The organism is Syntrophobacterales bacterium (genome assembly GCA_031274925.1).
GTDB lineage: Bacteria > Desulfobacterota > Syntrophorhabdia > Syntrophorhabdales > Syntrophorhabdaceae > PNOM01.
In genome coordinates, this window is sequence record JAISPL010000042.1 from 1 (window position 1) to 23,942 (window position 23,942).

24 protein-coding genes are annotated in these 23,942 nt (G+C 47.3%); 6 read left to right on the forward strand and 18 right to left on the reverse strand.

Translation table 11 applies throughout. From position 1 onward, the window contains the following. Positions 1-274 precede the first annotated feature (274 nt). The 4 genes from lnt to LBQ00_07530 are packed head-to-tail and all read right to left on the reverse strand — an operon-like array spanning position 275 to position 4,879. Positions 275-1,792 carry an apolipoprotein N-acyltransferase gene (gene lnt, locus LBQ00_07515; protein MDR2018700.1) on the reverse strand — a complete coding sequence of 506 codons (1,518 nt, stop codon included), beginning with the start codon at positions 1,790-1,792 and terminating at the stop codon, positions 275-277. Then, positions 1,764-2,285 (reverse strand): rRNA maturation RNase YbeY, encoded by a 522-nt coding sequence (gene ybeY / locus LBQ00_07520; protein ID MDR2018701.1) that lies wholly within the window; start codon positions 2,283-2,285, stop codon positions 1,764-1,766. Before ybeY ends, lnt begins: the two co-directional genes overlap by 29 nt. Continuing rightward, positions 2,182-3,894, reverse strand: a complete 1,713-nt coding sequence (locus LBQ00_07525; protein MDR2018702.1) for an HDIG domain-containing protein — start codon at positions 3,892-3,894, stop codon at positions 2,182-2,184. The genes ybeY and LBQ00_07525 overlap by 104 nt, the downstream gene beginning before the upstream one ends. Beyond that, positions 3,881-4,879 (reverse strand): PhoH family protein, encoded by a 999-nt coding sequence (locus tag LBQ00_07530; protein ID MDR2018703.1) that lies wholly within the window; start codon positions 4,877-4,879, stop codon positions 3,881-3,883. The genes LBQ00_07525 and LBQ00_07530 overlap by 14 nt, the downstream gene beginning before the upstream one ends. Positions 4,880-5,239: 360 nt before the next feature. Between LBQ00_07530 and LBQ00_07535 the strand changes: the two genes are divergently transcribed. Beyond that, positions 5,240-5,548 carry a hypothetical protein gene (locus tag LBQ00_07535; protein MDR2018704.1) on the forward strand — a complete coding sequence of 103 codons (309 nt, stop codon included), beginning with the start codon at positions 5,240-5,242 and terminating at the stop codon, positions 5,546-5,548. A 242-nt stretch (positions 5,549-5,790) separates the two neighbouring features. On the opposite strand, the gene lgt is transcribed toward LBQ00_07535, so the two are convergent. The 11 genes from lgt to LBQ00_07590 form a co-directional block, all read right to left on the reverse strand. Then, entirely contained in the window at positions 5,791-6,591 is an 801-nt protein-coding gene (lgt, locus tag LBQ00_07540; protein MDR2018705.1) for a prolipoprotein diacylglyceryl transferase, read from the reverse strand. An 88-nt stretch (positions 6,592-6,679) separates the two neighbouring features. Further along, entirely contained in the window at positions 6,680-7,297 is a 618-nt protein-coding gene (locus LBQ00_07545) for an HAD hydrolase-like protein (GenBank protein MDR2018706.1), read from the reverse strand. Further along, a complete protein-coding gene (locus LBQ00_07550; GenBank protein ID MDR2018707.1) occupies positions 7,275-8,039 on the reverse strand; it encodes a hypothetical protein in 765 nt (254 codons plus the stop codon). The genes LBQ00_07545 and LBQ00_07550 overlap by 23 nt, the downstream gene beginning before the upstream one ends. A 218-nt stretch (positions 8,040-8,257) precedes the next feature. Beyond that, positions 8,258-9,286: a glycosyltransferase family 2 protein gene (locus LBQ00_07555; protein ID MDR2018708.1), complete on the reverse strand. Its 1,029-nt coding sequence runs from the start codon at positions 9,284-9,286 to the stop codon at positions 8,258-8,260. Positions 9,287-9,579: 293 nt separating this feature from the next. Next, a complete protein-coding gene (locus tag LBQ00_07560; GenBank protein ID MDR2018709.1) occupies positions 9,580-10,260 on the reverse strand; it encodes an ABC transporter ATP-binding protein in 681 nt (226 codons plus the stop codon). Then, entirely contained in the window at positions 10,253-11,452 is a 1,200-nt protein-coding gene (locus tag LBQ00_07565) for a lipoprotein-releasing ABC transporter permease subunit (protein MDR2018710.1), read from the reverse strand. Before LBQ00_07565 ends, LBQ00_07560 begins: the two co-directional genes overlap by 8 nt. Further along, complete coding sequence (gene lysS / locus LBQ00_07570; protein ID MDR2018711.1) at positions 11,449-12,912, reverse strand: lysine--tRNA ligase; 1,464 nt, start codon at positions 12,910-12,912, stop codon at positions 11,449-11,451. Before lysS ends, LBQ00_07565 begins: the two co-directional genes overlap by 4 nt. Continuing rightward, positions 12,896-14,194 carry a 30S ribosomal protein S12 methylthiotransferase RimO gene (gene rimO, locus LBQ00_07575; protein MDR2018712.1) on the reverse strand — a complete coding sequence of 433 codons (1,299 nt, stop codon included), beginning with the start codon at positions 14,192-14,194 and terminating at the stop codon, positions 12,896-12,898. Before rimO ends, lysS begins: the two co-directional genes overlap by 17 nt. A gap of 14 nt (positions 14,195-14,208) precedes the next feature. After that, positions 14,209-14,919 carry a TIGR02757 family protein gene (locus LBQ00_07580; protein MDR2018713.1) on the reverse strand — a complete coding sequence of 237 codons (711 nt, stop codon included), beginning with the start codon at positions 14,917-14,919 and terminating at the stop codon, positions 14,209-14,211. Positions 14,920-15,039: 120 nt separating this feature from the next. Then, on the reverse strand, positions 15,040-15,591 hold the full coding sequence (locus LBQ00_07585; GenBank protein ID MDR2018714.1) for a hypothetical protein: 552 nt from the start codon (positions 15,589-15,591) through the stop codon (positions 15,040-15,042). Next, positions 15,566-15,955 carry a cupin domain-containing protein gene (locus LBQ00_07590; protein MDR2018715.1) on the reverse strand — a complete coding sequence of 130 codons (390 nt, stop codon included), beginning with the start codon at positions 15,953-15,955 and terminating at the stop codon, positions 15,566-15,568. Before LBQ00_07590 ends, LBQ00_07585 begins: the two co-directional genes overlap by 26 nt. A gap of 413 nt (positions 15,956-16,368) precedes the next feature. Here LBQ00_07590 and htpX point away from each other — a divergent pair, with 413 nt between their 5' ends. Genes htpX through LBQ00_07615 form a run of 5 tightly spaced genes read left to right on the forward strand, consistent with a single transcriptional unit; the run spans position 16,369 to position 20,529 of the window. Beyond that, the gene (htpX, locus tag LBQ00_07595; GenBank protein MDR2018716.1) at positions 16,369-17,217 is read left to right on the forward strand and encodes a zinc metalloprotease HtpX; all 849 of its coding nucleotides are present in this window, start codon (positions 16,369-16,371) and stop codon (positions 17,215-17,217) included. Positions 17,218-17,245: 28 nt separating this feature from the next. Beyond that, a complete protein-coding gene (locus tag LBQ00_07600; GenBank protein ID MDR2018717.1) occupies positions 17,246-18,484 on the forward strand; it encodes a hypothetical protein in 1,239 nt (412 codons plus the stop codon). Next, positions 18,481-19,185 (forward strand): PASTA domain-containing protein, encoded by a 705-nt coding sequence (locus LBQ00_07605; protein MDR2018718.1) that lies wholly within the window; start codon positions 18,481-18,483, stop codon positions 19,183-19,185. Before LBQ00_07600 ends, LBQ00_07605 begins: the two co-directional genes overlap by 4 nt. A gap of 1 nt (position 19,186) precedes the next feature. Next, positions 19,187-19,879 (forward strand): ribulose-phosphate 3-epimerase, encoded by a 693-nt coding sequence (gene rpe / locus LBQ00_07610; GenBank protein MDR2018719.1) that lies wholly within the window; start codon positions 19,187-19,189, stop codon positions 19,877-19,879. After that, positions 19,879-20,529: a DUF3786 domain-containing protein gene (locus LBQ00_07615; protein MDR2018720.1), complete on the forward strand. Its 651-nt coding sequence runs from the start codon at positions 19,879-19,881 to the stop codon at positions 20,527-20,529. Before rpe ends, LBQ00_07615 begins: the two co-directional genes overlap by 1 nt. 317 nt (positions 20,530-20,846) lie before the next feature. On the opposite strand, the gene rpoN is transcribed toward LBQ00_07615, so the two are convergent. From rpoN to lptC, 3 genes are read right to left on the reverse strand one after another with little or no spacing between them, the layout of a single operon-like run. Next, the gene (rpoN, locus tag LBQ00_07620; protein MDR2018721.1) at positions 20,847-22,235 is read right to left on the reverse strand and encodes an RNA polymerase factor sigma-54; all 1,389 of its coding nucleotides are present in this window, start codon (positions 22,233-22,235) and stop codon (positions 20,847-20,849) included. Then, positions 22,222-22,965, reverse strand: coding sequence for an LPS export ABC transporter ATP-binding protein (gene lptB / locus LBQ00_07625; GenBank protein MDR2018722.1), 744 nt, complete (start codon positions 22,963-22,965; stop codon positions 22,222-22,224). Before lptB ends, rpoN begins: the two co-directional genes overlap by 14 nt. Continuing rightward, positions 22,962-23,942: an LPS export ABC transporter periplasmic protein LptC gene (gene lptC / locus LBQ00_07630; protein ID MDR2018723.1), complete on the reverse strand. Its 981-nt coding sequence runs from the start codon at positions 23,940-23,942 to the stop codon at positions 22,962-22,964. The genes lptB and lptC overlap by 4 nt, the downstream gene beginning before the upstream one ends.

The following is a 23,942-nucleotide window of genomic DNA, read 5'->3' on the forward strand; positions in this document are numbered from 1 at the left end:
CCGCAGGCTTGTGAGCTACAAAAAAGAGTAAGCTTTGATATACCGAATATACCGATAACTTAAATTAAGCAACATAACCCCGTCAGGGATAAACAAATAAGCCCTGACGGGGTTATGTTGTATAGAAATATCATTGTACTCCCATGATAGACGATGTTCCTTATCGACAGCATTGTTAATGTGATTGATAGTTTGCAATCGCAAGTGATGGAAGGAGTCAGGGAAGTTACCTTGACTGTTGCAAAGACGGTTTTAACGGCCAATGGCATAGGAATCATGGGCGGCGGCGGTACGCCCGGACCTTTGGGCTTGCCAATATGAGCGCCGCTAAAAAAATCACGCAGAGCGTCACGAAGTAATCTCCGTAACGGATGTAGAGCGTTTTTGTCTCTTTTAAGGTGAACTCCCCTGTCAGCACTGCCGGCTCGAAGATCGGGGTCTTCTTTCGGATGCGGCCCTGGGGGTCTATGATGGCGCTGATCCCGGTATTTGCCGCCCTTAGCACAAACCTGTCGGATTCCACAGCCCTGAACACATAAAACGCAAGGTGCTGATATGGGGCAGACGTGCGGTCATACCAGGCGTCGTTCGTGATATTTACAAGGACCTGGGCGCCCCTTTGCACAGTCTCTCTTGTTATGTAAGGGAATACGCCCTCATAGCAGATGAGCATGCCGATCCTGCCTTTATCTGTGCACACCGGCTCATGGTTTTCTCCTGGAAAAAACTCACCGACCTGCATGCTTAATTTTTCGCTTAGTTTTTCAAGGAAGGAAAGCCAGGACCTGAGCGGCGTGTACTCCCCGAAGGGGACGAGGTGGCCCTTGCTGTACCGTCCCTCTTCTCTGTTGTCGGGGCCGAGCACATAAGCGGAGTTATAAAGTCTGTTGTCTGCGGTCCTCGATACGGTACCGAAGAGGAGGAGGGCCCCGGTAATGGAGGGTAAACTCCCTATATATGTTTTTACATTAGGCTCCTGATCGAAGATAACAGGTATCGCGGTTTCTGGCCACACCACAATGTTGACGTCTTTATCTGTATTCACCGTGGCCTGGTAGTACGTGTTGACGGTCTTTACCTTGAACGCTTCGTCCCACTTGACGTCTTGGGCGATATTTCCCTGTATTATAGCGGCTTTCAATCCACCAGAATCTTGGGAATGGAGTTTTGCGATTCCATATGTGATTGATGAAAGCAACAAGACAAATATGACGGCAGAATATACGAGGGAAATCTTTCTTCTGCGGAGCAGAGTGAAGGCAATGGCATTCACCGCCACAATGAGGAAGGAGATGAAATAGGTACCCGTAATGGAGGCCACCTGAATAAAAGGGAGGAAGTTATATTGCGAGTGGGCCAGGAAACTCCAAGGGAATCCTGTGAGAAGAGCGCCTCTCAGGTATTCAAGCATTATCCAGATTGGAGGTGCGGTGAGATAGAAAGGGATGGAGAACTTGTTCTGAAGAAACATGATCCCGAGAGCGAAGCATGCCGTATAGGTGGCCATATAAAATACGAACAGCATTAGGATGAGAAAACTGAGATAGATATTGATGCCGCCATACTTGTGCATGGCGACGATAACCCAGTAAATCAATCCCAGGTAGCAGGCGACCCCGGTGATATAGCCCGATATCAGGCTTCGCCGAAAACTTCCTTCGTCCAGCGAATAGAACAGGGGAATGAGGGCAAAAAAGGCGAGATATGAGAGAGAAACAGGCGGCTGGATGAGGACGAGCAGGGCACCTGAGAGGAGAGGAAGGCTAAAGGGTGATCTCTTTATAGATTTCAAGCGACGTAACATACGTGAGAAGCTTTTTTTCCCTGTATCTCATTCTCCTGCTCTCGTTGCCTCCCTTTTCGTGGTCAAAACCGACTATATGAAGTAACCCATGAATAATAAGGGCGGCAACCCTTTCGTAGAAAGGGATGTGAGCCCCATCTGCCTCTTCCTGCGCCTTCTCAAGAGAGATTATAATATCGCCGATTATTTCACAAGGTAATTCCGGCATTTCCGGTTTACGTGCCTCCCCGGGACCGACTGCGGCGCCGGAGGAGCTTCCGTGACAGACCCCTCCAAGATAAGAAAAAGATATCACATTCGTTGGCCTGTCTTTTCCGAAAAATTCCCTGTTCAGTTTTTGTATTTGCCTGTTATTAATAAACAGGATGCTCACATCCTTATCCGGTAGCTTTAAATACTTGAGTAGGTTTTCCGTTATCTTTTGTATGCGCCTTTTGTCCGTTTTGAACGATCTTTGGGAATCTCTTATCAGCGCCGTCATTGGTTGTCCTTTCCGGGTATTGTATTCGATGGTGGAATATGCCTATCAGGATCGTGATGAAGCTTTTTTGAATTGCATAGAGGTCCTTCAACGTAAGTTCACACTCGTCAAGTTGCCCGTCAAGGAATATATTCTCTATGATATTTTGAATATGCGTCTCAATCCGCTTCGGCGTCGGCTCTTCAAGAGTCCTTGATGACGCCTCTACTGCATCGGCGAGCATGAGAATGCCTGCATCCCTTGTCTGGGGTTTAGGCCCCAAGTATCTGAAATCATTTTCGTTTACGAGATGAAACTTCGGGTCCTCCAATTCCTTCGCCCTGCTGAAAAAATAACTGACCACGCTGGTTCCATGGTGCTGACGTATCATTTCCGTTATTTTTCGTCCGAGTTTGTATTTGTCGGCAAGATCAACGCCTTCTTTTACGTGGGAAAGAATGATGAGGGCGCTCATGTTAGGGCTTAGCCCCTTGTGAGCGTCATCAAAACTGATCCTGTTTTCAATGAAATAATGAGGCAGTTTAAGTTTTCCTATGTCGTGGTAATACGCTGATACGCGGGTCAGGAGAGGGTGGGCTCCGATACTCTCGGCAGCGGCTTTCGCAAGGTTGCCCACAAGAATGCTGTGATGATACGTGCCCGGGGCTTCAACCATCATGGCTTCAAGGAGTGGGTGTTCAAGGTTTGCCAACTCCAGGAGTTTTATGTCCGTGGTGTAGGCGAAGAGATGTTCTATGATGGGAAGGAGACCGAGGGCGATAAAACTGCTCCCTATACCGCTCAAAAGGATAAAGACTATTTTTATGGGAATGTCGGACAGAGATTCTCCGAAAAACACGTGAAAAAGAATCATGGCGAAGCTCATGATAAAGGCAGTGTAGATCCCTGCCTTCAGGATCGTGTTCCTGTTCTCACATCTTCCAGAGAAATGGGAGGCAAGGATGTTTGCGAGCAGAGTATAGAGAAATACGGCAAAGCTTTCCTGAAAAGCAAATCCCATGGCTATACTTAAGATAAGAGAAAAAATGATGGTGGCTTCCGAAAAGAGGACGATCCTCATTATGATCCCGAACAGAAATATGGGTACAATGTAGAATATGTAAGTCGCATTGTCTTGGACGAAATATCCGAAAATGAGGACCAGCGCTTTTACGAAGGAAATAGTAAATACAGTGAGAAGGGAGCCAAAGATAAGGTCTTTTTGTGACAGTGCAAATTTCTTGATGTTTGTCCGGGCATATTCATAAATGACGGCAATGGACAGAAAGAGCAAAGCAAAGATGGACAGGAACTTCCCAATTACCACCTCCTTTTTTTCAAGCTCGTTTAGTCGTGAAAGGATACTGAGATGTAAATCGTTGACCCGTTCCCCTTCTCTGACGATGATTTCGCCTTTTTTTACCGTTATCCCGGTCCCGGGGATACGCAACTCTGAGGGAGATTTGATGTTCTCCCTCGAAATATCACCAAGATTGTACCTGGCGATCTGGAATGGATACCTGATATGTATGATTAGAGTGAGAGCTAAAGCAAAGAAGAAAAGAACAGAAATTTTTTTCCAGTCGGGATGTGAGGTAGGTTTATCTTTCTTATCCTTAAGAATTTGCATTGTTCCTACCCCTAGATTCCGACTCTCTTGTTGAATAAGCCTTGATGATTTTCTGAAGCAGAGGGTGCCTAACCACGTCTCTGCCGGTGAAATACACAAACTGAATACCCTTTATTCCCTTGAGAATACCCTGAATTTCCACAAGGCCGCTCGATTTCTTGTCCGGGAGGTCAATCTGTGTCACATCACCGGCAATCACGGTCTTTGAGGAGAATCCGAGCCTCGTAAGAAACATTTTCATCTGTTCTGACACCGTGTTCTGGGCCTCGTCAAGAATGATAAAGGCATCGTTCAGAGTTCTTCCTCTCATGAAAGCCAGGGGCGCGATCTCTATTATCCCCTTTTCGAGCAGCCTGGTGGCCCTTTCCATGTCTACCATGTCGTAGAGCGCGTCATAGAGAGGTCTAAGGTAAGGATTTACTTTATCGTGCAAAGTCCCGGGAAGGAAGCCGAGCTTTTCCCCCGCTTCAATGGCCGGTCTGGTCAGAATGATCCTGGACACCTCTTTTCTGTAATACGAGGAGAGGGCCATGGCCATGGCGAGATATGTCTTGCCGGTGCCCGCCGGGCCTATGCCGATAACCATGTCGTGCTTTTTTACAGCCTCTATATAAATCTTCTGATTGCGCGTCTTCGGGGTTATCAGCTTCTTTGAGGGGAAAATATAGATCTGGTCTTTGTATAACTCGTCAAGCATATTATTGGTATGGACGATGTGGCGTACCGCATGATCTATATCGGCCTGGTTCACGATAAAGCCTTTCTTGATGATCCCATGAAGCTGTCCGATTACCTTATTGGTGTTTTCAATTTCTTTTTTTTCGCCTATGATCGTGAGATGGTTGCCTCTGATGCTGGTCTTTACATTGAAGTATTTCTTCAGGTATTTTATATTTTCATCCTGCGGACCAAATAGATTTCGCGCAACATTTGTGTCATCAAAGGAAAGCTTTAAGAGCCCTTCCTCGTGTCTTCTGTCTTCCAAAAAAGCCGATTGACCTCCTCATCAGGGACTAATTTTCTAGAGAACATTATATCATAATAATGGCATTTGCAATAGGCTTGTCCATAAATATCTTGCTCACCGACCAGAGGCAGAGCATTGTATCTGGTCCTGGATGTATGCCCATCTTTATCAACATTTCTGAATGTTGTTCTCCAGGTAATGCATCTTTTTCTGAGAGGGTAACGAAATAGGAAGGTACGTCGATAAATCATTGCGTTGTTTCTTTTCCCTTCGTGATGGTGTCGGTATATGAGGTTGGATGAGGTGTTCCGCCCAAGACATGCTCTGTAGCATCGCGGGTCTTAAGAATGATCCTGCGAATCCGAAGAACAAGGGCGAATGGCTATCACTGCCGTTGAAACCGATGAACATGGCATGGCCCTGTTTGGGGTAAATGAGGAGATCAGCAGAAGATCCGGGTTTGACCCAAGCGCACCCCGTGTGTTGGTAACCCAAGTCATTGTGGGTAACCTCGAACCTGCAAGTCATCATGGAGGGGTTGCAACCGTGAGCAATCGGGCCATGGTCTCGGGTTTTAGCGTTTCTGTCGTGAAGAGACGGGAGGTCCAAGCCAGCATGTCATATGCAATCGATATGCCTGCCCCCGAAGCGTATTGCCCGGAGAAACTCCATGAGTTCCATAATTGATGGTTGAGTCTGGCCGTCCTGCCAAGCATTCCCGGCGTACTGAGTCTAGGAAATTTGCCCGTTAGCGTAATCGCACCTAGGCCATATTTCCAGGCGTTAATGAAGTGGTTTTTACACTTTTCCACTGTGCAGTGCGCTGCAGCTTCGGCGACGAAGAATAGGTAGTGTAGCTATTGGCGACGGAATAGATGTAGCCTATCTTGGAACCAACGCCAAAGGCGCCGTTTAGTCTATGATCCGGCTTATCGTACCCATTTCCCGTTCTGTTCCTTTCTGGGAAGGTAGATAAACTTCAAGCCAAGACCCACCGCTATCATGGCCAGGCTCAATATCTGTCCCATGGACAGAATGCCCAGAAAATAACCTAATTGCAGGTCAGGCTCCCTGAATAGCTCACAGAATATTCTGAAAACGCCGTAAAGCACAAGAAAAAGGGCGAGTACATCCCCGTCCCTTTTCTTCTTGTCTTTATATATCCAAAGGACAATGAACATTACGAGACCTTCCAAGAATGCCTCGTAGAGTTGCGAAGGGTGCCTTGGCTGTGCGCCCCCCTGGGGGAATATCATAGCCCATGGGAACTGTGAAGGTTTCCCAAAGAGCTCACCGTTGATGAAATTGCCTATCCTTCCGAACATGAGACCAACAGGGCAGGTAGGAATGATAAGGTCTCCAATGCCGAAAAAGTTGAGGCGTTTTCGCTTTATTGTAATATAGCCTGCAATGGTTGCCCCTATGAGTCCTCCGTGAAAGGACATGCCGCCATGCCAAAGTGCCAGAGCCTCAGCGGGATGCTCCAAATAAAATCCAAGATTGTAAAAAAGAACGTACCCGAGCCTCGCCCCCACGATAAGCCCGAGGATGAGACAAAAAAAGAGGTCGTCAATTGTGGTTTGAGCGATACTGATTTTTTTCTTTCTTAATTGGTAACACAATAAGAGATACGAAGAGATAAAACCGAAAGCGTACATGAGGCCGTACCACCGGAGAGCTAGCGGTCCTATCTTGACGATCACCGGATCTATGTCGGGATAGCTGATCATGGTTGTCTTCCCTCCTCATCAGTTCTTTGCCCGTACATTTGCCTTACGCCCATTAACCTTCCCATCCGCCCAACCTCCGTGCCTATTCTCAGATCTCATTTTTCCTGATCACTTCCCACAATTCAGACGCCTCTTTGAAGACCATTCCCTGACACCAGCACGCCCTTGCGGCATCCACATTTTCCGCAATATCATCAACATAGAATACGCTCCCCGAAGAAATGTCCATTTTTTCGAAAATCACGTCAAATATCCGTTTCTTTGGTTTTTTGGCGCCAACCTCGAACGATAGTATCCATTCGTCGAAGGCATGCACGATGGGGTAGGTCTTTATGATATATGAAAAATGGAGCTCATTCGTATTGCTCAGCAAGAAAAGAGGCAGCCTTTTAAATTTGAGATATTGTATTGCCTCATCCATGTCGGGATTACTCTGAAAAATTGGGTTCCAGATATTCTTAAACTCGTCAAAGCTGATTTGCAGTTCATAACGGTCCCTGATGATCACGAAGAATTCCATAGAGGAAATGAGACCTTCTTCATAGGGATTGACGAGTCCATTCTCCATATCGAACATAAAAGAGAAAAATTCTTGAGGGGAGGGAACAATCTTCCTCCGGGTTTTTTTGAGCAGCCTTATCGCGATCTGTCTGTGCTCAAAAGGGAGGATCACATTTCCCAGATCAAACACAAAGAGTTTTATCATAAATAAATACCTTTACAGGTTTCAAGGGACCGTACAGATCGAATGGATCTTCAAGATGCCGCCACCCCGTGATATGGAGGAATTTTTTCCCTTTATGATATTTCCTTAGGACGGCGATTTTGTTGCTCATGTATTGGTCTCTCATGGACATCTCTTCTGTGTATGTCCCTGTTTTTACCCCTTTATCAAAGAAGAGTCGGGCCAGCACCTTCTCTTGATCGGCCCTTCCTTCGCTCTTTTGTGTCAGAAACCTTTCCAGATTGTCGGTACTCAGGAATTTCTCCATTTCTTTGAGCTTGATATAAGAAAAAAAATCCATATCAACCAGGTGGAGCGGTACGCCGTGCTCTTGTGCATACCGGGACGCTCTGTCGAATTCGTAAGGCATCGCGACATATGTGAGTACCATAGATAACGTATTGTCATAACACGGCAGGTTATTCTTTTTCAATCTGTTATACGCCTCTTCGATTTGTCTTTTCAACGCAGGTCCCATTTCCTTTCTGAATCTCATGCTGTAATGGGAGAATTCTAGTGTAATTACCCGTGGTTCGACGGCCTCAAGCCAACGGTCGAGTAATCCGGAACCGTTCTCGTCTTTATGAATTGCGCCGAGCATAATAAGTCCGTCTGCGGGCCGGAGAACCGCCTCAGAAACAGTGTCTTTCGGGAGCAAGCAGTTGTCCTTGCTGCTACCAGGACCTTTGGTATCAAATGATCCCATAAGTCTTTTAGATATCATATCTTTTGTGGAAAATGTCAAGAAGCCGCAGGATCAGAGTTTCCTTAATCCCGGCACGATTACATACTGAACTAGAATTCCCATCCTTCACGTGGCAAGAGATTGACTTGCACTATTATGGCACGCCAGATACAGGCTCTCTGGGGCAAGCTCATGAGTCTAGGAATTTAAACCGCATCTCTTAGCTTGAAATTTTCCTCTTGATCGCGACAGAAAGGTCAGCCCTTGAAAGATATTTCTTTGGTGCCGATGCCGTAGAGTTTCATGAGACGGAACATTTCTTTCGTGGATACAGAGCGACGTTTCTGTATTTCCCTTCTCTTCGCCAATATGCGGGGAAGGCCTCTCAGACTGTCTCGCCACGCCCTGAAAAGGATTAGCATGAGCATTCCTCTGGAGTAGGTCTTCGAAAATGCGCCCGACGCTCCTCTGCCCGTGAATGCGCCGTACGTCTGAAGTATGTATCTGTAAAACGTAAAAAACTCACCATAGAGAATCAAAGGGAAGGGAAAATTCTTGACCTGAAGCCATATCCGGTTTCTTTCTACCAGATAAGCCTTGAGAGAGGAATAAGTTCCTGAAGAAGCGGAGTGAAGATGCCATGCGAGAGCGGAAGGAGCATATATACACCGCCATCCCCTGAGGCGTGCCCGCCACCCTACATCCGTATCATCCGCATAGGCGAAGAAATCCTCGTCGTAATATTCATCGCCCACCTTTATATCTTCAAGCATTTCTCTTCTGTAAAGGGCACAGCATCCGCTTGCAAAGAACACCTCCTCTTCTTTTTGGTGGAGAGAACCAGGCTCGAGTCTCCCCCGGCCTATGGAGAGCCCGTCAGGAAATACCGTGATACCGGCCGCATCAAGTGTGTCGGGAGGATCTGCAATGTAGATCTTTGAGGCGCAGGCACCGAACCCAGGATCTTTCTCAAGTGATTTTTTCATCTCGCTGATACAGGCCGGATGAAGGGTCGCATCGTTATTGAGGACCAGGATACAGGTTCCTTTCGTCTGGGTGATTCCGATGTTATTACCTGCTCCGAAACCCAGATTTTGCCCGGTCTCAAGGAGAATCACGCTTTTGTAATTTTTGCGTATCATGTCCGGAGAACCGTCGTCCGAGCCGTTGTCTACCACGATAGTCTCAAGGTTAGGGTAATCTTGGGAAAGAATACTGTCGAGGCATTTCGCGATAAATGCTCCTCCGTTCCAGTTCAGTATGAGCACGGAAACTAGCTCATCCATATTATCGGTCGATGATAGAGAATTTTACGCATGGGCAGATCAATTAGGTAAATGTAGTGCAAACGATAGCTCGAAGTCAAGACAGATATATGCCCCGTGCCTGTCCAGACGTAACACGTTCGGATACCATTGCCTTCTTATATAGAATATGTAAAAGTCGAACAGGGCTTTATTCACAAAGAAATTGGCCCGTGCGATCCATATATCAGGTAAGGTCGAATTTATGATACGCTTAAGACGGTTGGCACAGGTATAGCTATTTTCCAATACATAATGGGCTAGGTCTTCAAACGCTATACCGGGAACAACTCTCCGTCAACCATGTTAAAACGCCGCCTGCCTAGCGCCCCGATTTCTGGGTCGTGGGTTACTAGGATGAGCGTGGACGAGAGCTTCTTGTTTACGGAGAGAATGTAGTCCAGTACTTCTCGCCCTGTCTTTCGGTCGAGGTTACCGGTCGGTTCGTCGGCGAGAATGAGCTCTGGTTCGCTCACAAGGGCACGCGCGGTAGCTACCCTTTGTTGTTCGCCGCCGGATAGTTCTCCCGGTTTGTGGTGTCTTCTCGTGCTCAAACCCATGATCTCCATGAAGGTTTCGGCCTTTGCCGCGATGTCGGTCATGTTCATGCGTCTGATCATGAGAGGCATCTTGATGTTTTCGATCACGTCGAAATCCTGGAGCAGATGATAGAACTGGAAGATGAATCCGACTCTTTCGTTTCTGAACCTGCTTGCTTCGTCTTCACTGAATTGCCGGACATTGTGGCCTTTGAAGAATATCTCTCCCTCTGTTGGCTGATCAAGGGTTCCGAGGATATGGAGGAACGTGCTTTTGCCAGCGCCAGATGGACCCATAATGGTAATGAAGTCACCTTTCTCCACATCAAGGTCGACTCCTTTGATCACCTGCAACTGGACCCCGTTCTTCTTGTACGTCTTTTTCAGTCCTTTTACGCTTAGAATTGTATCACTCATAACGCAGCGTCTCCACAGGATCTATCTTTGCGGCCCTGTAAGAAGGATAGAGTGTTGCGAGGATACAAATGCATGTGGTCACGAGGGCAAGAAGAACGACGTCGAAGAGACTGATTTTCATGGGCAGTGTACTTATATAATAAATATCTTTAGGCAGTGTGATGATCTTGTAGTGCTGCTGGATTTGACAAAGAAGGTATCCGCTCATGGATCCTATGAAGGCTCCGAGGGCGCCGATGCTGATTCCTTCTACTACGAAAATCTTCATGATGCTCCTCTTCTTTGCCCCTATAGCCTTGAGGATGGCGATATCCTTTTGTTTTTCCATGACCGTCATAATGAGGGAGCTTACGATATTGAAACTGGCCACGAATATGATCAATGCAAGGATAATGAACATGGCGATTTTTTCCAGTTTCAAAGCAGAGAAAAGATTTTTGTTCATCTGGATCCAAGTTCTGGTGAAATATTCTGGACCCAAGCGCTTCATGATCTCTTTTTGCTGCTCATCTGCCTTATAGATGTCTGTAAGTTTAATCTCCACCCCCGTAGCTCCGAGACTGGCCATTTTCTCTACGTCTTGAAGGGACATTATGGCGAGAGTGTTATCAATCTCGTACATGCCGGTTTCAAATATACCGCCCACACGCGCCCTCAATGTCTCGGGTACTGCCCCCATGGGGGAGACGCCGCCAAAAGGTATCATGAGGGTGAAGCTGTCACCGTAGAACAACCCCATGTGAGCTGCAAGCTCTTTACCGATAAGTATGTTGCCGCTCCTGTCCAGGGCATCCAATCCGCCTTCTTTTATCAGGTTCTTCATAAATTTCATGTCATCGGCATTTATCCCTTTGACTGCGACGCCGGAAAGTTGCCTTCCACTCTGCACCATCGCCTGAAAGGTGGCAAAAGGAAAGGCATGCGTCACCCCAGGGGTGTTTCTGGCGGTATCCACTACTTGGTTTACGTCACGTATTTCTCCACGTGGGTCAAGGACAAGGATGTGAGGGTTGACCCCAAGGATCCGTTCTCTTATCTCATCCTGAAAACCCGTCATTACCGCGATAACGACGATGAGGGCCATTACCCCAATGGCAATGCCTGCTACGGAAATCCAAGTCGTGAAGGAAATGAACGCCTCCTTCCTCTTTGATCGCAGATATCTTAATCCAATACTCGTCTCGTATTTCATGGCCTCAAAAGCGGGAAGAGAATGACTTCCCGTATGGATTGGCTGTCCGTGAGAAGCATGGTCAGTCTGTCGATGCCTATACCTTCTCCTGAGGTGGGGGGGAGACCATGCTCAAGAGCCATGATGTAATCTTCATCCATCATGGCGCCTTCCTCTTTGTCTCTAATCTGTTCAAGAAATCTGGCCTTCTGATCTTCCGGGTCGTTCAGCTCGTTGAATCCGTTCGCAATCTCCATACCAGAGATGTAGAGTTCGAACCTCTCAGTGACCTCCGGTCTTTCCTTGCTCCTCTTCGCTAGAGGAGAGACCTCGACGGGATAATGGGTAATAAACGTGGGCTGGATCAACTGTTTCTCGCAAAGTTCCTCAAAGATTTTGGTAATAAGTTTGCCCTTCGTGTCCTTGTCTACATCTTCAAGCTCCAGGGTCTTGGCAAAAGCGATGAGGGTTTGCATATCGTCTGCCTTCCCAAGATCGAATCCTCCGATCTCTCTTACTGCATCTTCCATGGTCATTTTTCGCCACGGGGGTGAGAAATTGATCTCCTGTCCGTTGAATTCAATCTTGTGGGTTCCGAAAAGATCAAAGACGAGAGATGAGACCATGTCCTCGGTGAGGGCCATATTGTCTTCGTAGGTAGCGTATGCCTGGTAGAATTCGAGCATGGTGAATTCGGGGTTATGACGGACAGATATTCCTTCGTTCCGAAAGTTCCTGTTTACCTCGAAAACGCGCTCTAATCCCCCGACAACGAGGCGCTTGAGGTAGAGCTCCGGGGCGATTCTGAGGTAGAGGTCCATATTGAGGGCGTTATGGTGGGTGGTAAAAGGTTTTGCGGTGGCCCCGCCCAGAATAGTATGCATCATAGGGGTCTCGACTTCCACAAAGTCCCTTCCGACGAAATACTTCCTGATGAATTCGATGATCTTTGCCCTTTTTATAAAAACCTCTTTTACCTTCTCGTTTACAATGAGGTCAAGGTATCTTCTTCTATACCGTTCCTCCACGTCTTTGAGGCCGTGCCATTTTTCAGGCAGAGGGCGAAGCGATTTGGTGAGGAGTTTCACCTGGTCAGCAAGGATCGTAAGTTCATTCGTTTTTGTTTTGAACACCTTACCTGTGACACCGATGATGTCCGCTATGTCGAATTTTTTGAAAATATCGAATGATGGGTTCTTCAGGATGTCCTTTCTCACATATACTTGTATCCTGCCTTTGCGGTCCTGGATATGGAGAAAGGCGCTTTTGCCGAAATCTCTGAATGCCATAATCCTACCGGCGACGGAAACCTGCTCTTCCGTTTTTTCAAACTCTTCGTGGCTGAGTGTACCGAACCGGCTCTCCACATCTGCGGTGTTTGCATACGGACCCCGGTCCTGAGGGTAAGTCTCGATGCCAAGACCCTTCAGTTGTTTTTCTTTCTCTTTTCTGACTGCTACCAGTTCATTTATTGGTTCCATTTTTCTTTCCCTCCTGCAACTCCACTATAACATCATAAGCTAGGGTTTTCACTATTTTGCCTTCTCTTATCTCGCCAATCTTGCCGCCACCCTTTATAAAGGCCATGCCGTCAATGTCGGGAGCTTGGACTAAGAGCCTCCCTACCATATGATCTTGTTCTTCTCCTTCGATAATTACCTTCATGGTCCTGCCTGTGAGCCTGGAGAGTCGTCTTTTCGATATCTCCTGCTGAATCTCCATAATAGTTTCGTATCTTTCTTTCTTGACGGCCTTCTTTATCTGCCCCTTCATCCTGCATGCCGGAGTGCCTTCCTCTCTGGAATACATGAAAGCGCCCAGCATATCGAATTCCCATTTTTTTACGAACTCCGAGAGGCGGGCAAAATCTTGTTCGGTCTCTCCCGGAAAGCCCAGTATGAGGGTGGTTCGAAGTGTCATGTCCGGCGCTTTAGCCGTGATATACCCGAGCAGTCGTTCCATATCCGCCCTGGTGTATCCTCTTTTCATGGACATGAGGATTGAGTCCTCCGAATGCTGGATGGGCATGTCCATATAAGGGATGATCCTCTGCTCGTGTGTCATCATGTCAATGAGTTCTTCATCAATGCGCCGGGGATGCATGTAGAGGAGTCTTAAGTAATAATCACCTTTGACAGCAAGAAGTGATTTGAGGAGCGATTTCAGGTTTGTGCCGGAGTTTTTCCCGAAAGACGTAATATCCTGTCCCACGATGTTGATCTCCTTATAGCCTTCGGAAAGAAGCCAGAGGAACTCCTCTTTTACGTTTTCCACATCTCTACTCGTGAGGGGGCCGCGAATATCAGGGACGGTGCAGTAGGTGCACCTGTTGTCGCAACCTTCCTGGATCTTGAGGTATGCGGAGGGTCCGCTCGTAAGGATTTTTCTCGGGAAAGTACCGGAAAAGCCGCCCTCATTGAAGACAAGACCGGATGACCCGATGAGGTTCCCTATTTCACTATAAGAATTCCTGCCCACAAAGAGGTCAACCTCGGGAAGCAGTTCTTTCAGACTGTTTTTATACCTCTCCACAAGACAGCCCGTGACGATCAATCTTCGACCTGTTGACTCCTTTGCCACCGCCTCTTCGAGGACGGTCTCTATCGACTCCTTTGCCGCATCGCTGATAAAAGCGCAGGTATTCACCACCACAGCATCGCAGTCGTCAGACAGACTGTGGCCGTCCTTTTCAAGTCGATGAGTGATATATTCGGATTCTACAAGATTCTTGGGACATCCAAGGCTGATGATCTTGAATTTCAACTACCAGACCTCCTTTAAATAATTAAAAGGCACTTCCGTGCGCAATCCTCTGTCCGCGCTCCCCCGCATCTCGCGCCTATACCAACTCTGTGGCACAGGAAAAAGTCGTATTTAAGGGGATCTTCAGGACTCAAATCTTTAAGCGCCTTTGTAATATCCTGTGCCGCATTCCACGAGGGACTTTTTCGTTTCGTCCATTGGAGACAGCGGCCTATCTTGAAAAGGTGGGTGTCGAGGGGCACCACGAGATCTCTCTTGTTGATAAAAGTCCAGAGGCCTTGATCAATAGCGTCCTTTCTTACCATCCATCTGAGATAGAGGCTCCATCGTTTGAGAGGGCTCGCCGGGAGCCGTTTCGGAAAGAAAAAGATAAGTTCGTTGCCTTTTATGTGAAGGCGTTCCCTCAATCCCCAGAGGGTCTCCCTGATATCTCCCTCGTATCCTGCCCTCAAAAACTGGCCCATACTTCCGTACCCGTCTAATATTTTCCGCAATACGACAAGAAGCTGTGTTATTTCACCGCTATCCTGAAATCTATAATAGAGGCCGTCAAGTACCGCCAAATTACCCTTCCTTGTGAACTTCTCAGGATTCGGACCCATTATCTCAAAGAGGGTTCCCAGAAACCTCTTCATTACATCAATCCTGCCATAGGCGAACTGAGAGGCGAGAAAGCCGACGATCTCTTTATCTTCGGCCAGATCATAACGGTGGACGAACTCCACCGGGTCGGTACCGATAATCTGTGCAAGACCCTTTTTCTCTTTGTTGTATATCTCTTCGAGTTTAATTATGCTGTTCCTTGAAGATGTACTCTTGGAAAAATTATGTAAGACGGAATAGGATCAGTCTTTATCCAATGTTTTGACCAGCCTCTCTTTCCACTCATCCACCTGCTTTCTGAAAATAAGTCCCGTCTTGGCCCGTGCATCGTCCCATTCTTCCCAAGCTTCCACGTTAATGTCCAAACCGTTGCCTGCAATGCCCATGCCTTCAAGGCGGCTCTCAATTTTGCTGCGTACCACACTTTTCTTCTTTTCCATTTCAAGGACAAATTCATCCCTGATTTCATCAAGCCTGGCCACAATGCGGCCTGACAGACCATTGCCCACGAGGTGTAACAGATCTAGTGCTCGGCCATTCTCCTTGGTAATGTCGAGGTCTTCGATAAGCAGGTTCACAAGGAACTTCTGCTTGAATCTAGGTTCGGCCTCAATTTCATCCATCTCAGTCATCGCCCTGTCCATTTCCGTAATGCCTTCCAGATACCTTCGCAATAAAGCCCGAACCCTGTTCTCCAGATCTTTTTTCTGAAATTCCCTCTTTTCATGGTCGTCCATGATAAGGTTCCTGGTCCTCTCCATCGCCAGTTCAATCGCACTCTTTATCTCCGCCATACTCTTCCTTAATTATGTCGTCAAATCGAATTCGACTCGGTATGCATCTTTTATCATAGGCCTGAGGACTATATTCCACAACAAGGGCATCTTCCATTCCATAGAAGATGTGAGCGCACCGTGGGTGAATGTGCATCTTGTCACCCTTACGTACGGTGTATTCAGCCCTCTCGCCGGAGTCTATATCAATGCAAATGCCACGCATAACGCCGTCGATCACGTAGAAGGTCTCGTCTTTCAGCGCGTGGTAATGGCTGCCTCGTGTGTGTTCTTTCTTCAGCTCGAAAAAAGCGAGGTGTCTCGCCACTTCCCCGTGGATTATCTGGGCGAATTCCCCCTTACCCTCCCCATCGTTTCGCCCCATCAATCTCTCTGGCCTCGGGCAGTGTCTCAATCTGTACCTTGTCCATGTGAAGCACCTTTCTTTGAAGCTGAAATCTATACTTAATATATAATATTAGCAGATTTGGGCGGTTGTAGCAAATACGCGATGGGTTTATGAGGCGTGGGTTGTGCGGGTGTAATCCCGTTACTAAAAAAGGACGCTAGGGAATATTCCTCATCCGACCGCCATGTAAACCCTTAAATGCGGTTCAGCCAATGGTTTTATTCTTGGGGCCATAAGGTATGACACTTCAGCGTGACTTAAACGATTTTCATTTATGCTTGTTTTCGTTGACAACCAACGATCGTTCCTGAGCGCTGTGCAGGTAAGCCTTGAAAAGCCTTTGTAAAAGCAATATAATAAACTATAATAATGCTTTTCGGAGGCTTTACATGAACCAGACAAAAACATTCTTTTTGATGGTTGTCCTTACAATAATACTCGTGGCGCTGGGCAGTATTATTGGGGGTAGATCGGGGGCCCAAATCGCTTTCCTGATCGCTCTTGGCATGAACTTCGTAAGCTACTGGTTTTGCGATAAGATAGTGCTCACCATGTATAGGGCTCAACAGGTCACAGAGACTGAAGCTCCTCAGCTATTCAGAATTGTAGCCTCTCTTGCCCAGAAGGCTTCAGTTCCCATGCCGAAAGTCTATATAATTGAGAGCAACAGCCCCAACGCTTTCGCCACAGGCAGGAATCCCGAACACGGCGTGGTAGCTGTAACCAGCGGTATCATGAGGATCCTGAGCCTAAACGAACTGGAAGGTGTTCTGGCGCATGAAATGGCGCACATAAAACACAGGGACATACTTATTCAGTCCGTGGCGGCGGCTATTGCAGGCGCCATCACCATGATCGGCAACTGGGCAAGATTTGCCTCCATCTTCAGCGGCCGTGGGAGTGATGACGAGAGAGGCAATATTTTCAGCATCATCGTATTTTCTATGCTCGCCGCTTTCGCTGCCATGCTCATTCAACTTGCCATATCAAGGTCGCGGGAATATCTTGCGGATGAGGGCGGGGCTGCACTTTCCGGTAACCCGATTCACCTTGCAGATGCGCTGAGGAAGCTAAACAGCGGTGTCGCCCGGAACCCCATGAATGACGCCAATCCCTCCACCGCGCCACTCTTCATTGTTAATCCTTTCAGCGCGAAAGGCGTGCGCACGCTTTTCAGCACCCATCCCCCCATAGAAGAGAGGGTCAAGAGGCTGGAGGATATGGCCTATCGACGATAAGTTCGGCGCTGCCTTAAGAGCCATTTCCCTGCAAATCATAAAGGATGTGGATGAGGGCGCATTCTTGGACGAGGCTGTGAATACCTGTTTTTCGGCCCGCAAGGTGCCCGAAGCCATTAAGGGGCTCGTCTATCAGATTGCATCAGGTGTTGTCAGGCAAAAGATCTATCTTGACTGGGTCCTTGAGAAGCTGATCGACAGGGAGGCAAAAGGGGATACCAGACATCTTCTCTTGATCAGTCTCTACCAGATTGCATTTATGAAAAAAGCGCACTACCACGTGGTCAAAGAAGCGGTGGAGTTCGCGAAGAAGCAAAAAGGCGCGAAGGTTGCCAACTTTGTTAATGCCGTATTGAGGCGGTTCGTCAGGGAAAGAGAGCAGATGACCTATCCTGAAGACCCTGTTTGCAGACTTTCCATCTCCCATTCTTTTCCTGAATGGATAGTTGAAAGGTGGAGAAACAGGTTTGGAGGGAAGGAGACTGAAAGACTTCTGACTCTCCTTAATGAGCCGCCCTCGTTCGCGGTGAGGATCAATTTGGAAAGGATATCGAAAGAGGATGTCATTAGGGAACTCAAAGCGCAAGGAATCAAGCCATCGCCGGGGAAGTTGCTTGATTCGGCCCTTCGCGTGGACAAACTCGGCCCTGTTCTGGTGTCCCGTCTTTTTGAGGAGAAACTTGTAAGTATTCAGGATGAGACGTCCCAACTCGTGACTTCCGCGGCTGAACCGGGGAAAGACGATCTTGTACTTGATGCGTGTGCTGGTCTTGGAACGAAGACAGGGCAGCTCATGGAATCAAGTGCCGGACCGGTAATAGTGGCTATGGATAACGATATAAGGAGACTCAGGCTCATTCCGAAAAAGGCGAATGTCGTTGCGGGGGACGCCCTCAGGGTTCCATTCAGAAAAGGATTGTTCGACATCATAGTTGCCGACGCCCCATGCTCGTCTCTCGGCATCATAAGGAAGCATCCAGAGATCAAATGTCGCAGGAAAAAGGAGGATGTGATACGTTTCGGCAATTATCAGCTAGATTTATTGAAGAGTCTGTGGGATAACCTCAGGCAAGGGGGGCGTATGGTGTATAGCGTATGCTCGTTCGAACCAGAAGAGACAGTGGAAGTCTTGACGCGGTTTGGAAAAGAGAGAGAAATTATTCTCGAAAGACCTTTCTCTTTTGGTGCCAACGAAGGATATTATTTGTCCCTGCCTCAGGAAACGGGTATGGATGGATTTTTTATTGCAAGGTTTAGAAAAGCATGAAGTGGACGAGAGGTATCATTTATCTGATAACGCCTGTGGCAGTCTTCTTTCTCTCGTCATATATTACGGTAAATGTCCTTTTAAAGTCAGGAGTTACTGTGGTATGTCCAGACGTGAGAGGGCAGAAGATTGAAGAGGCAAAACATATTGTGGAAGGCAAGGGCCTTTCCCTGAGTGTCGCCAGATATGAGCCTAGAAGTGACGTTCCTTACGGATATATTACGGTTCAGAAGCCAGAGGCAAATATTACCATAAGAAAAGGCCGCGTGGTTAATGTGCTCGTGTCCGAAGGACCTCAACTTGTGGAGCTTCCTGGTATAATAAACGAGTCGCTTGAAGAGGCTGAAAAGGCGTTGAAAGAGAAGCAGCTCGAAGTGGAAAAGACTGTTTATGTGCCAAACAGGAAGGTGGGTCAGGTGATTGCCCAGGTTCCCGGTGCCGGCACGAAAATCCTGGAAGGAGCCACGGTTACTTTGTTTGTAGGGCGGGAACCTGAGACATATTATCTGATGCCGGAAATCAGGGAACCGGAGGTGGGGGCGCTCATTGAAGAGCTGGACAGTAAAAAGATCAAATACAGGTTGCTTTACGGAAAAGAGGAGCCCGCTCTTCTGGTTATAGCTCCAAAGGTGGTTGCCACGCCGCCGAAATCTATCTTTAGCGGCGACGACAATATAATCATAAACTCAAGCGGAGGATAAAATGGGCAGAATCCTTATTGCGCCTTCCATCCTCTCCTGCAAATTCTCGACACTTGGTCAGGAGATCAGAGAAGTCGAAAAAGCAGGGGCGGATCTCATTCACGTGGATGTGATGGATGGCCATTTCGTGCCGAACATCACAATTGGACCTCTTATCGTGGAGGCGGCGAAAGAAGTATCGTCGGTCCCGCTGGATGTGCATCTTATGATAGAAAATCCTGCAATGCATGTGGATAATTTCGCGGAAGCTGGGGCCGATATTATTACGATTCATGCCGAGGCGGACAACCACGTTTTCCGAACCATCGACCGTATAAAGTCTCTTGGCAAAAAGGCCGGTATATCCCTTAACCCTTCCACGCCCGAGAGTACCCTGGAGTATGTCATACATATTGTTGACATGGTCCTTATCATGACCGTCAACCCCGGCTTTGGGGGTCAGGCATATATCGCCTCAATGGAAGCCAAGATAGAAGAGACCAGGAAGATAATAGAAGCCTCCGGAAGGGATATCGACATTGAAGTGGACGGGGGTATCAAAGCCGCAAACGCCGCCAGGGTGGTTGCGGCTGGCGCCAATATACTTGTTATGGGCGTCGAGATATTTCATAGTGGAGACTACAGGAAGAAATTCCTTGAAATCAGGAATTCCATAGCCGCAGCGCAGATTTCAGCAAACGTAGCCGGGACATAGTGGAACTCAGGAAGCAGAAGATATACAAAAAGGTTTTTGATATGGCTTGCGCCGATCTCGTGCGTCTTGATATAAGAGAAAAAACTGGCGATGCCGGTGTCTGTTTTAGCGGGAAAGATCACGGGGTGGCGATTGAAGTGCCGTTTTTCGATGAGATTATTACCGTGGAAATGCCGGGTTTCTCGTTCAGAAGTTCCAAAAGCGCAACCGTGAGTCTTGTCATGAAGATTGTAATATTGCACTATCTTGTCAGGGCTTCCGGCATTCCGCTTGCGGACGATCGGATTTCCTACGAGGATATTCCGGGCACGCGGTCCTATCTCCCCGTTTTCGAGGCAAGAGTGACGAAGCCGCTCGTGTCAGCCTTCGGATACAACAAGGACGCCTTTCTTGAATCAGGGCTTGCTATGGGAGGGAAAAGGGAGGAGTTCGGCAATGCCTCGTTTACTTTTTATGCGTTCCCACGGGTACCAATTACTTTTATTCTATGGGAAGGGGACGAAGAATTTCGCCCGTCGGTGAAGACTCTCTTCAACCCGTCCATATCAGGCTATCTCTTTCTCGAAGATATCTCGGTAATATCAAGGCTTGCCGCCGCCAGGGTCATCAAGGCGGCACGAATGAAATATGCATACGAGATGACGGAATAACATTCCAGTAGTTTACGGCAGACAGTTGGCAATCGTTAACGGCACCCTTCCTTCAAGCGCTTCGGCAAAGAAAAGTTACTTAAGAAGCACATAGAAAGAGCGCGGATCGGAGAGAAAGGCAACTCAATACCAGCTATGAGGAGGCTTCAATCCTGATTCCCGAGAACACGGAAATGACGGCAATTATGGCCATAGACCGATCGCGGTGAATTTGGCCTTATTTTGTCTCAAATTTAGGCGACAAGATTGAGGCCCCGCAGCCAGAAGCAGACGCCTCCGTGTGGCAACCATTAAGATGTAGAAAAAGACGACTGAATTCACTGCGATTTACGGTTTCTGGACGAGGGGATGCGAAGCTCTTCTCTGTACTTGGCCGCAGTTCTCCGGGCAATCTTTATGTTGTGGGATTTCTTCAGGACGGAGACAATCTCATCATCGGTGAAAGGCTTTGCCTTGTTCTCGTCTTTTATGACCTCGGCGATGATATCCATGACGACGTTGGTGGAAAGCTCATTTCCTTCTTCCTTTCCGATACCCGTGGGAAAGAAAAATTTCATCTCATAGATGCCGTGGGGAGTACTAATATACTTATTTGTAGTGATTCTGCTTACCGTCGACTCGTGCATGCCTATGTCTTGTGCCACGTCTTTGAGAATTAACGGCTTGAGTGCCTTCAGGCCTTTTTCGAAGAATCCGGTCTGGAAAGAGACTATGCTTTTTGCCACAAGGTAGAGCGTCCGCTGACGCTGCTGGAGGCTTTTGATGAACCATTCCGCCTGTTTGACTTTCTGCTTTATGTACTTCCTGTCCTCGCCATTCGTACTTTTATTCGCGTAGAGCTCTATGTAATGGCTGTTCACATGGAGTTCGGGTATGTCTTCCTCATTTAAGAAAACATCAAATTCACCCTCTTGTTTTGCCACGTAAACGTCGGGTATCATATAAAAGACATGGTCATCCCCGAAGTTTCTTCCGGGCTTCGGATCATAGTTCTTGATTTTTTCTATGAGCGACTTTACGAGATCCACGGGGAACCCTGTCTTTTTGACAATATCTTTGATATTGCCTTTTTCGACCAAATCAAAGTAATTGATGAGAAAATTTTCAAGAAGCGGATCTTTTTCTGATTCCATTCTGCACTGAATCAATAGACATTCTCTGAGATTCTGTGCTCCGACACCTGGTGGATCGAGTTTCTGGATTTTAAGTAGGATTTTCTCCAACCCCTCGACTGAAAATCCAGAGGCGCTTGCTATCTCGGAGATGGGATATGCAAGATATCCATTGTCATCTATGTTCTCTAGTATCCATTCAGCAACGATCCGTTCTTCTTGGGTGACATCGGAGAGGCCTATCTGCCACCTCAGGTAATCCCTGAGGTTGGATGTCTTGCTTACCATGTTTTCGTAATCAGGATAATTTCTTTCCTCAAAGTTTGCATATTCGGAGGATATCTCTTCGGAAGCCGTATATAGTTCAAGCCACTCGGTCATGTCCTCTTTTTCTTCAATCGGTTCTTCTTCAGTCTGCTCCTGGATTGATTCCTCCGGTTCTTCTTCTTTTATTTCGAGGACAGGGTTTTCATTTATCTCAAGTTCTATCGCTTCCATTAACTCCAACTGAGATAACTGCAGGAGCTTTATGGCCTGCTGAAGCTGCTGCGTGAGTATAGGTGAAAGCCTCTGAGTCTGTCTAAGCCCCAACATTAATGTTGAATTCCTCTCCTAAATAGATTTCCCTTACTATTTTGTCTTTTGCTACTCTCTCCGGGGTTCCTTCGAGAAGCACCTTTCCATTATTCACCACGTAGGCTCTGTCACATATCGGTAAAGAATCTCTTACATTATGATCTGACAGTAATATGCCGATCTTCTTGCTGCGCAGGCCGTTGATTAATTTCTTCAGGTCTGAAACCGAGATGGGGTCGATTCCCGAGAAGGGCTCGTCGAGTAGCACGAAATGTGGGTTGGTCATGAGAGCCCGTGCTATCTCCAACCTCCTTCTTTCTCCGCCGGACAATGAGTCGGCATTATTCCTGGCCAGATGGTCCAGTTTGAATGTTTCGAGAAAGTCCTGCACTTTATGGTCCATCAACTCGCGATCTTCTTCTTGGAACTCAAGTATGGCCTTGAGATTGTCCGCGACGGTCATTTTTTTGAATATCGAAGGCTCCTGGGGCAAGTAGGTAATTCCTTTCCTGGCCCTCATAAACATGGGCAGGGAGGTGATATCTTCGCCGTCTAGGAGAATCTTTCCGCCATTTGGTTTTATGAAGCCTATCACCATGTAGAAAGTTGTTGTTTTCCCCGCGCCGTTCGGCCCGAAAAGACCCACTGTCTCCCCTGTATTTATCTGTAAATCAATGCCGTCCACTACTTTCCTTGAACCATAAGTTTTGAACAGACCTTCTGCTGAAAGCGTCGCGACCCCGTTCATCGTCTATCTATCCTCATTTTCGGTTTGTTCACTGAAAATTTTTCTGCATTCACGTTATAGATTATTGATTCTCCACCCATATCAATTTTATCTTTCGTAACCTGTGGAGCGCCTGTCATCACGACTTTTTCGTCTTTAAAATGATACACTGCCTTGTCGCTTTTCGCAATAGCGCCCTTTGATGCCAATCGTACATTCCCCACTGCGTCAACCTTTTCCACCTCATCATTTTTGTTGATGAGATGGAGTTTATCACATACAAGATCCATGTCCTTGCCTTTCATGGTAACCTCGTTTTCCAGGATATAGACGCTATCCTTCACGGAATAGAAGAACCTGTCGGAACTGAAGTTGTAACGTCCTTTGGCGCTCTCAATAAAGCCGGCCACATTCTTATGGATTCTTATTGTCTGAGCGTTCGTGTCCGCATACAATCCTATCCCTTTCAGATCCAGTTTTGTCCCTTCTATGGCCACTGGGGCTTCTGTACGGGTAAAACCTCTCTTAAAGTCAAAATCCATATACTTCGTTACGAGCTTATACTCATTTTTATAAAGGATAACCACATCTTCCATAGCCCCGTTTTCCTGATCTGTATCCATTCTCCCTTTTGAGCCGTTGAAGAATACGGTTGTATCAGGCTTGGGTTTATATTGCCCTTCTATGACCTCCATTTCGACCACGGGTTTGTCGATATATTTTCGGGCGATTTTCGCCTTGATCTCCCAATCTACAGTCCCCTTGCTTTCTCCTGAATAATGGACATCCTTGAAGACTATGGCCTTTGCCGCCTCCTCTACCTTGGGTGGAGCCACCCTGTGAGGTTTGTTGAAGAAGAAGTAAAGGGCAAGCGCCAATCCGGCGAGGATAACCGAGCAGGCAATATATACTGTCAGGTCTCTGTTCTTCATAACATTCGAGCAATTTCCGTGATACGTACCCATTGCTGTCGGCTTACGGCGAGGTACGTCTGGCAT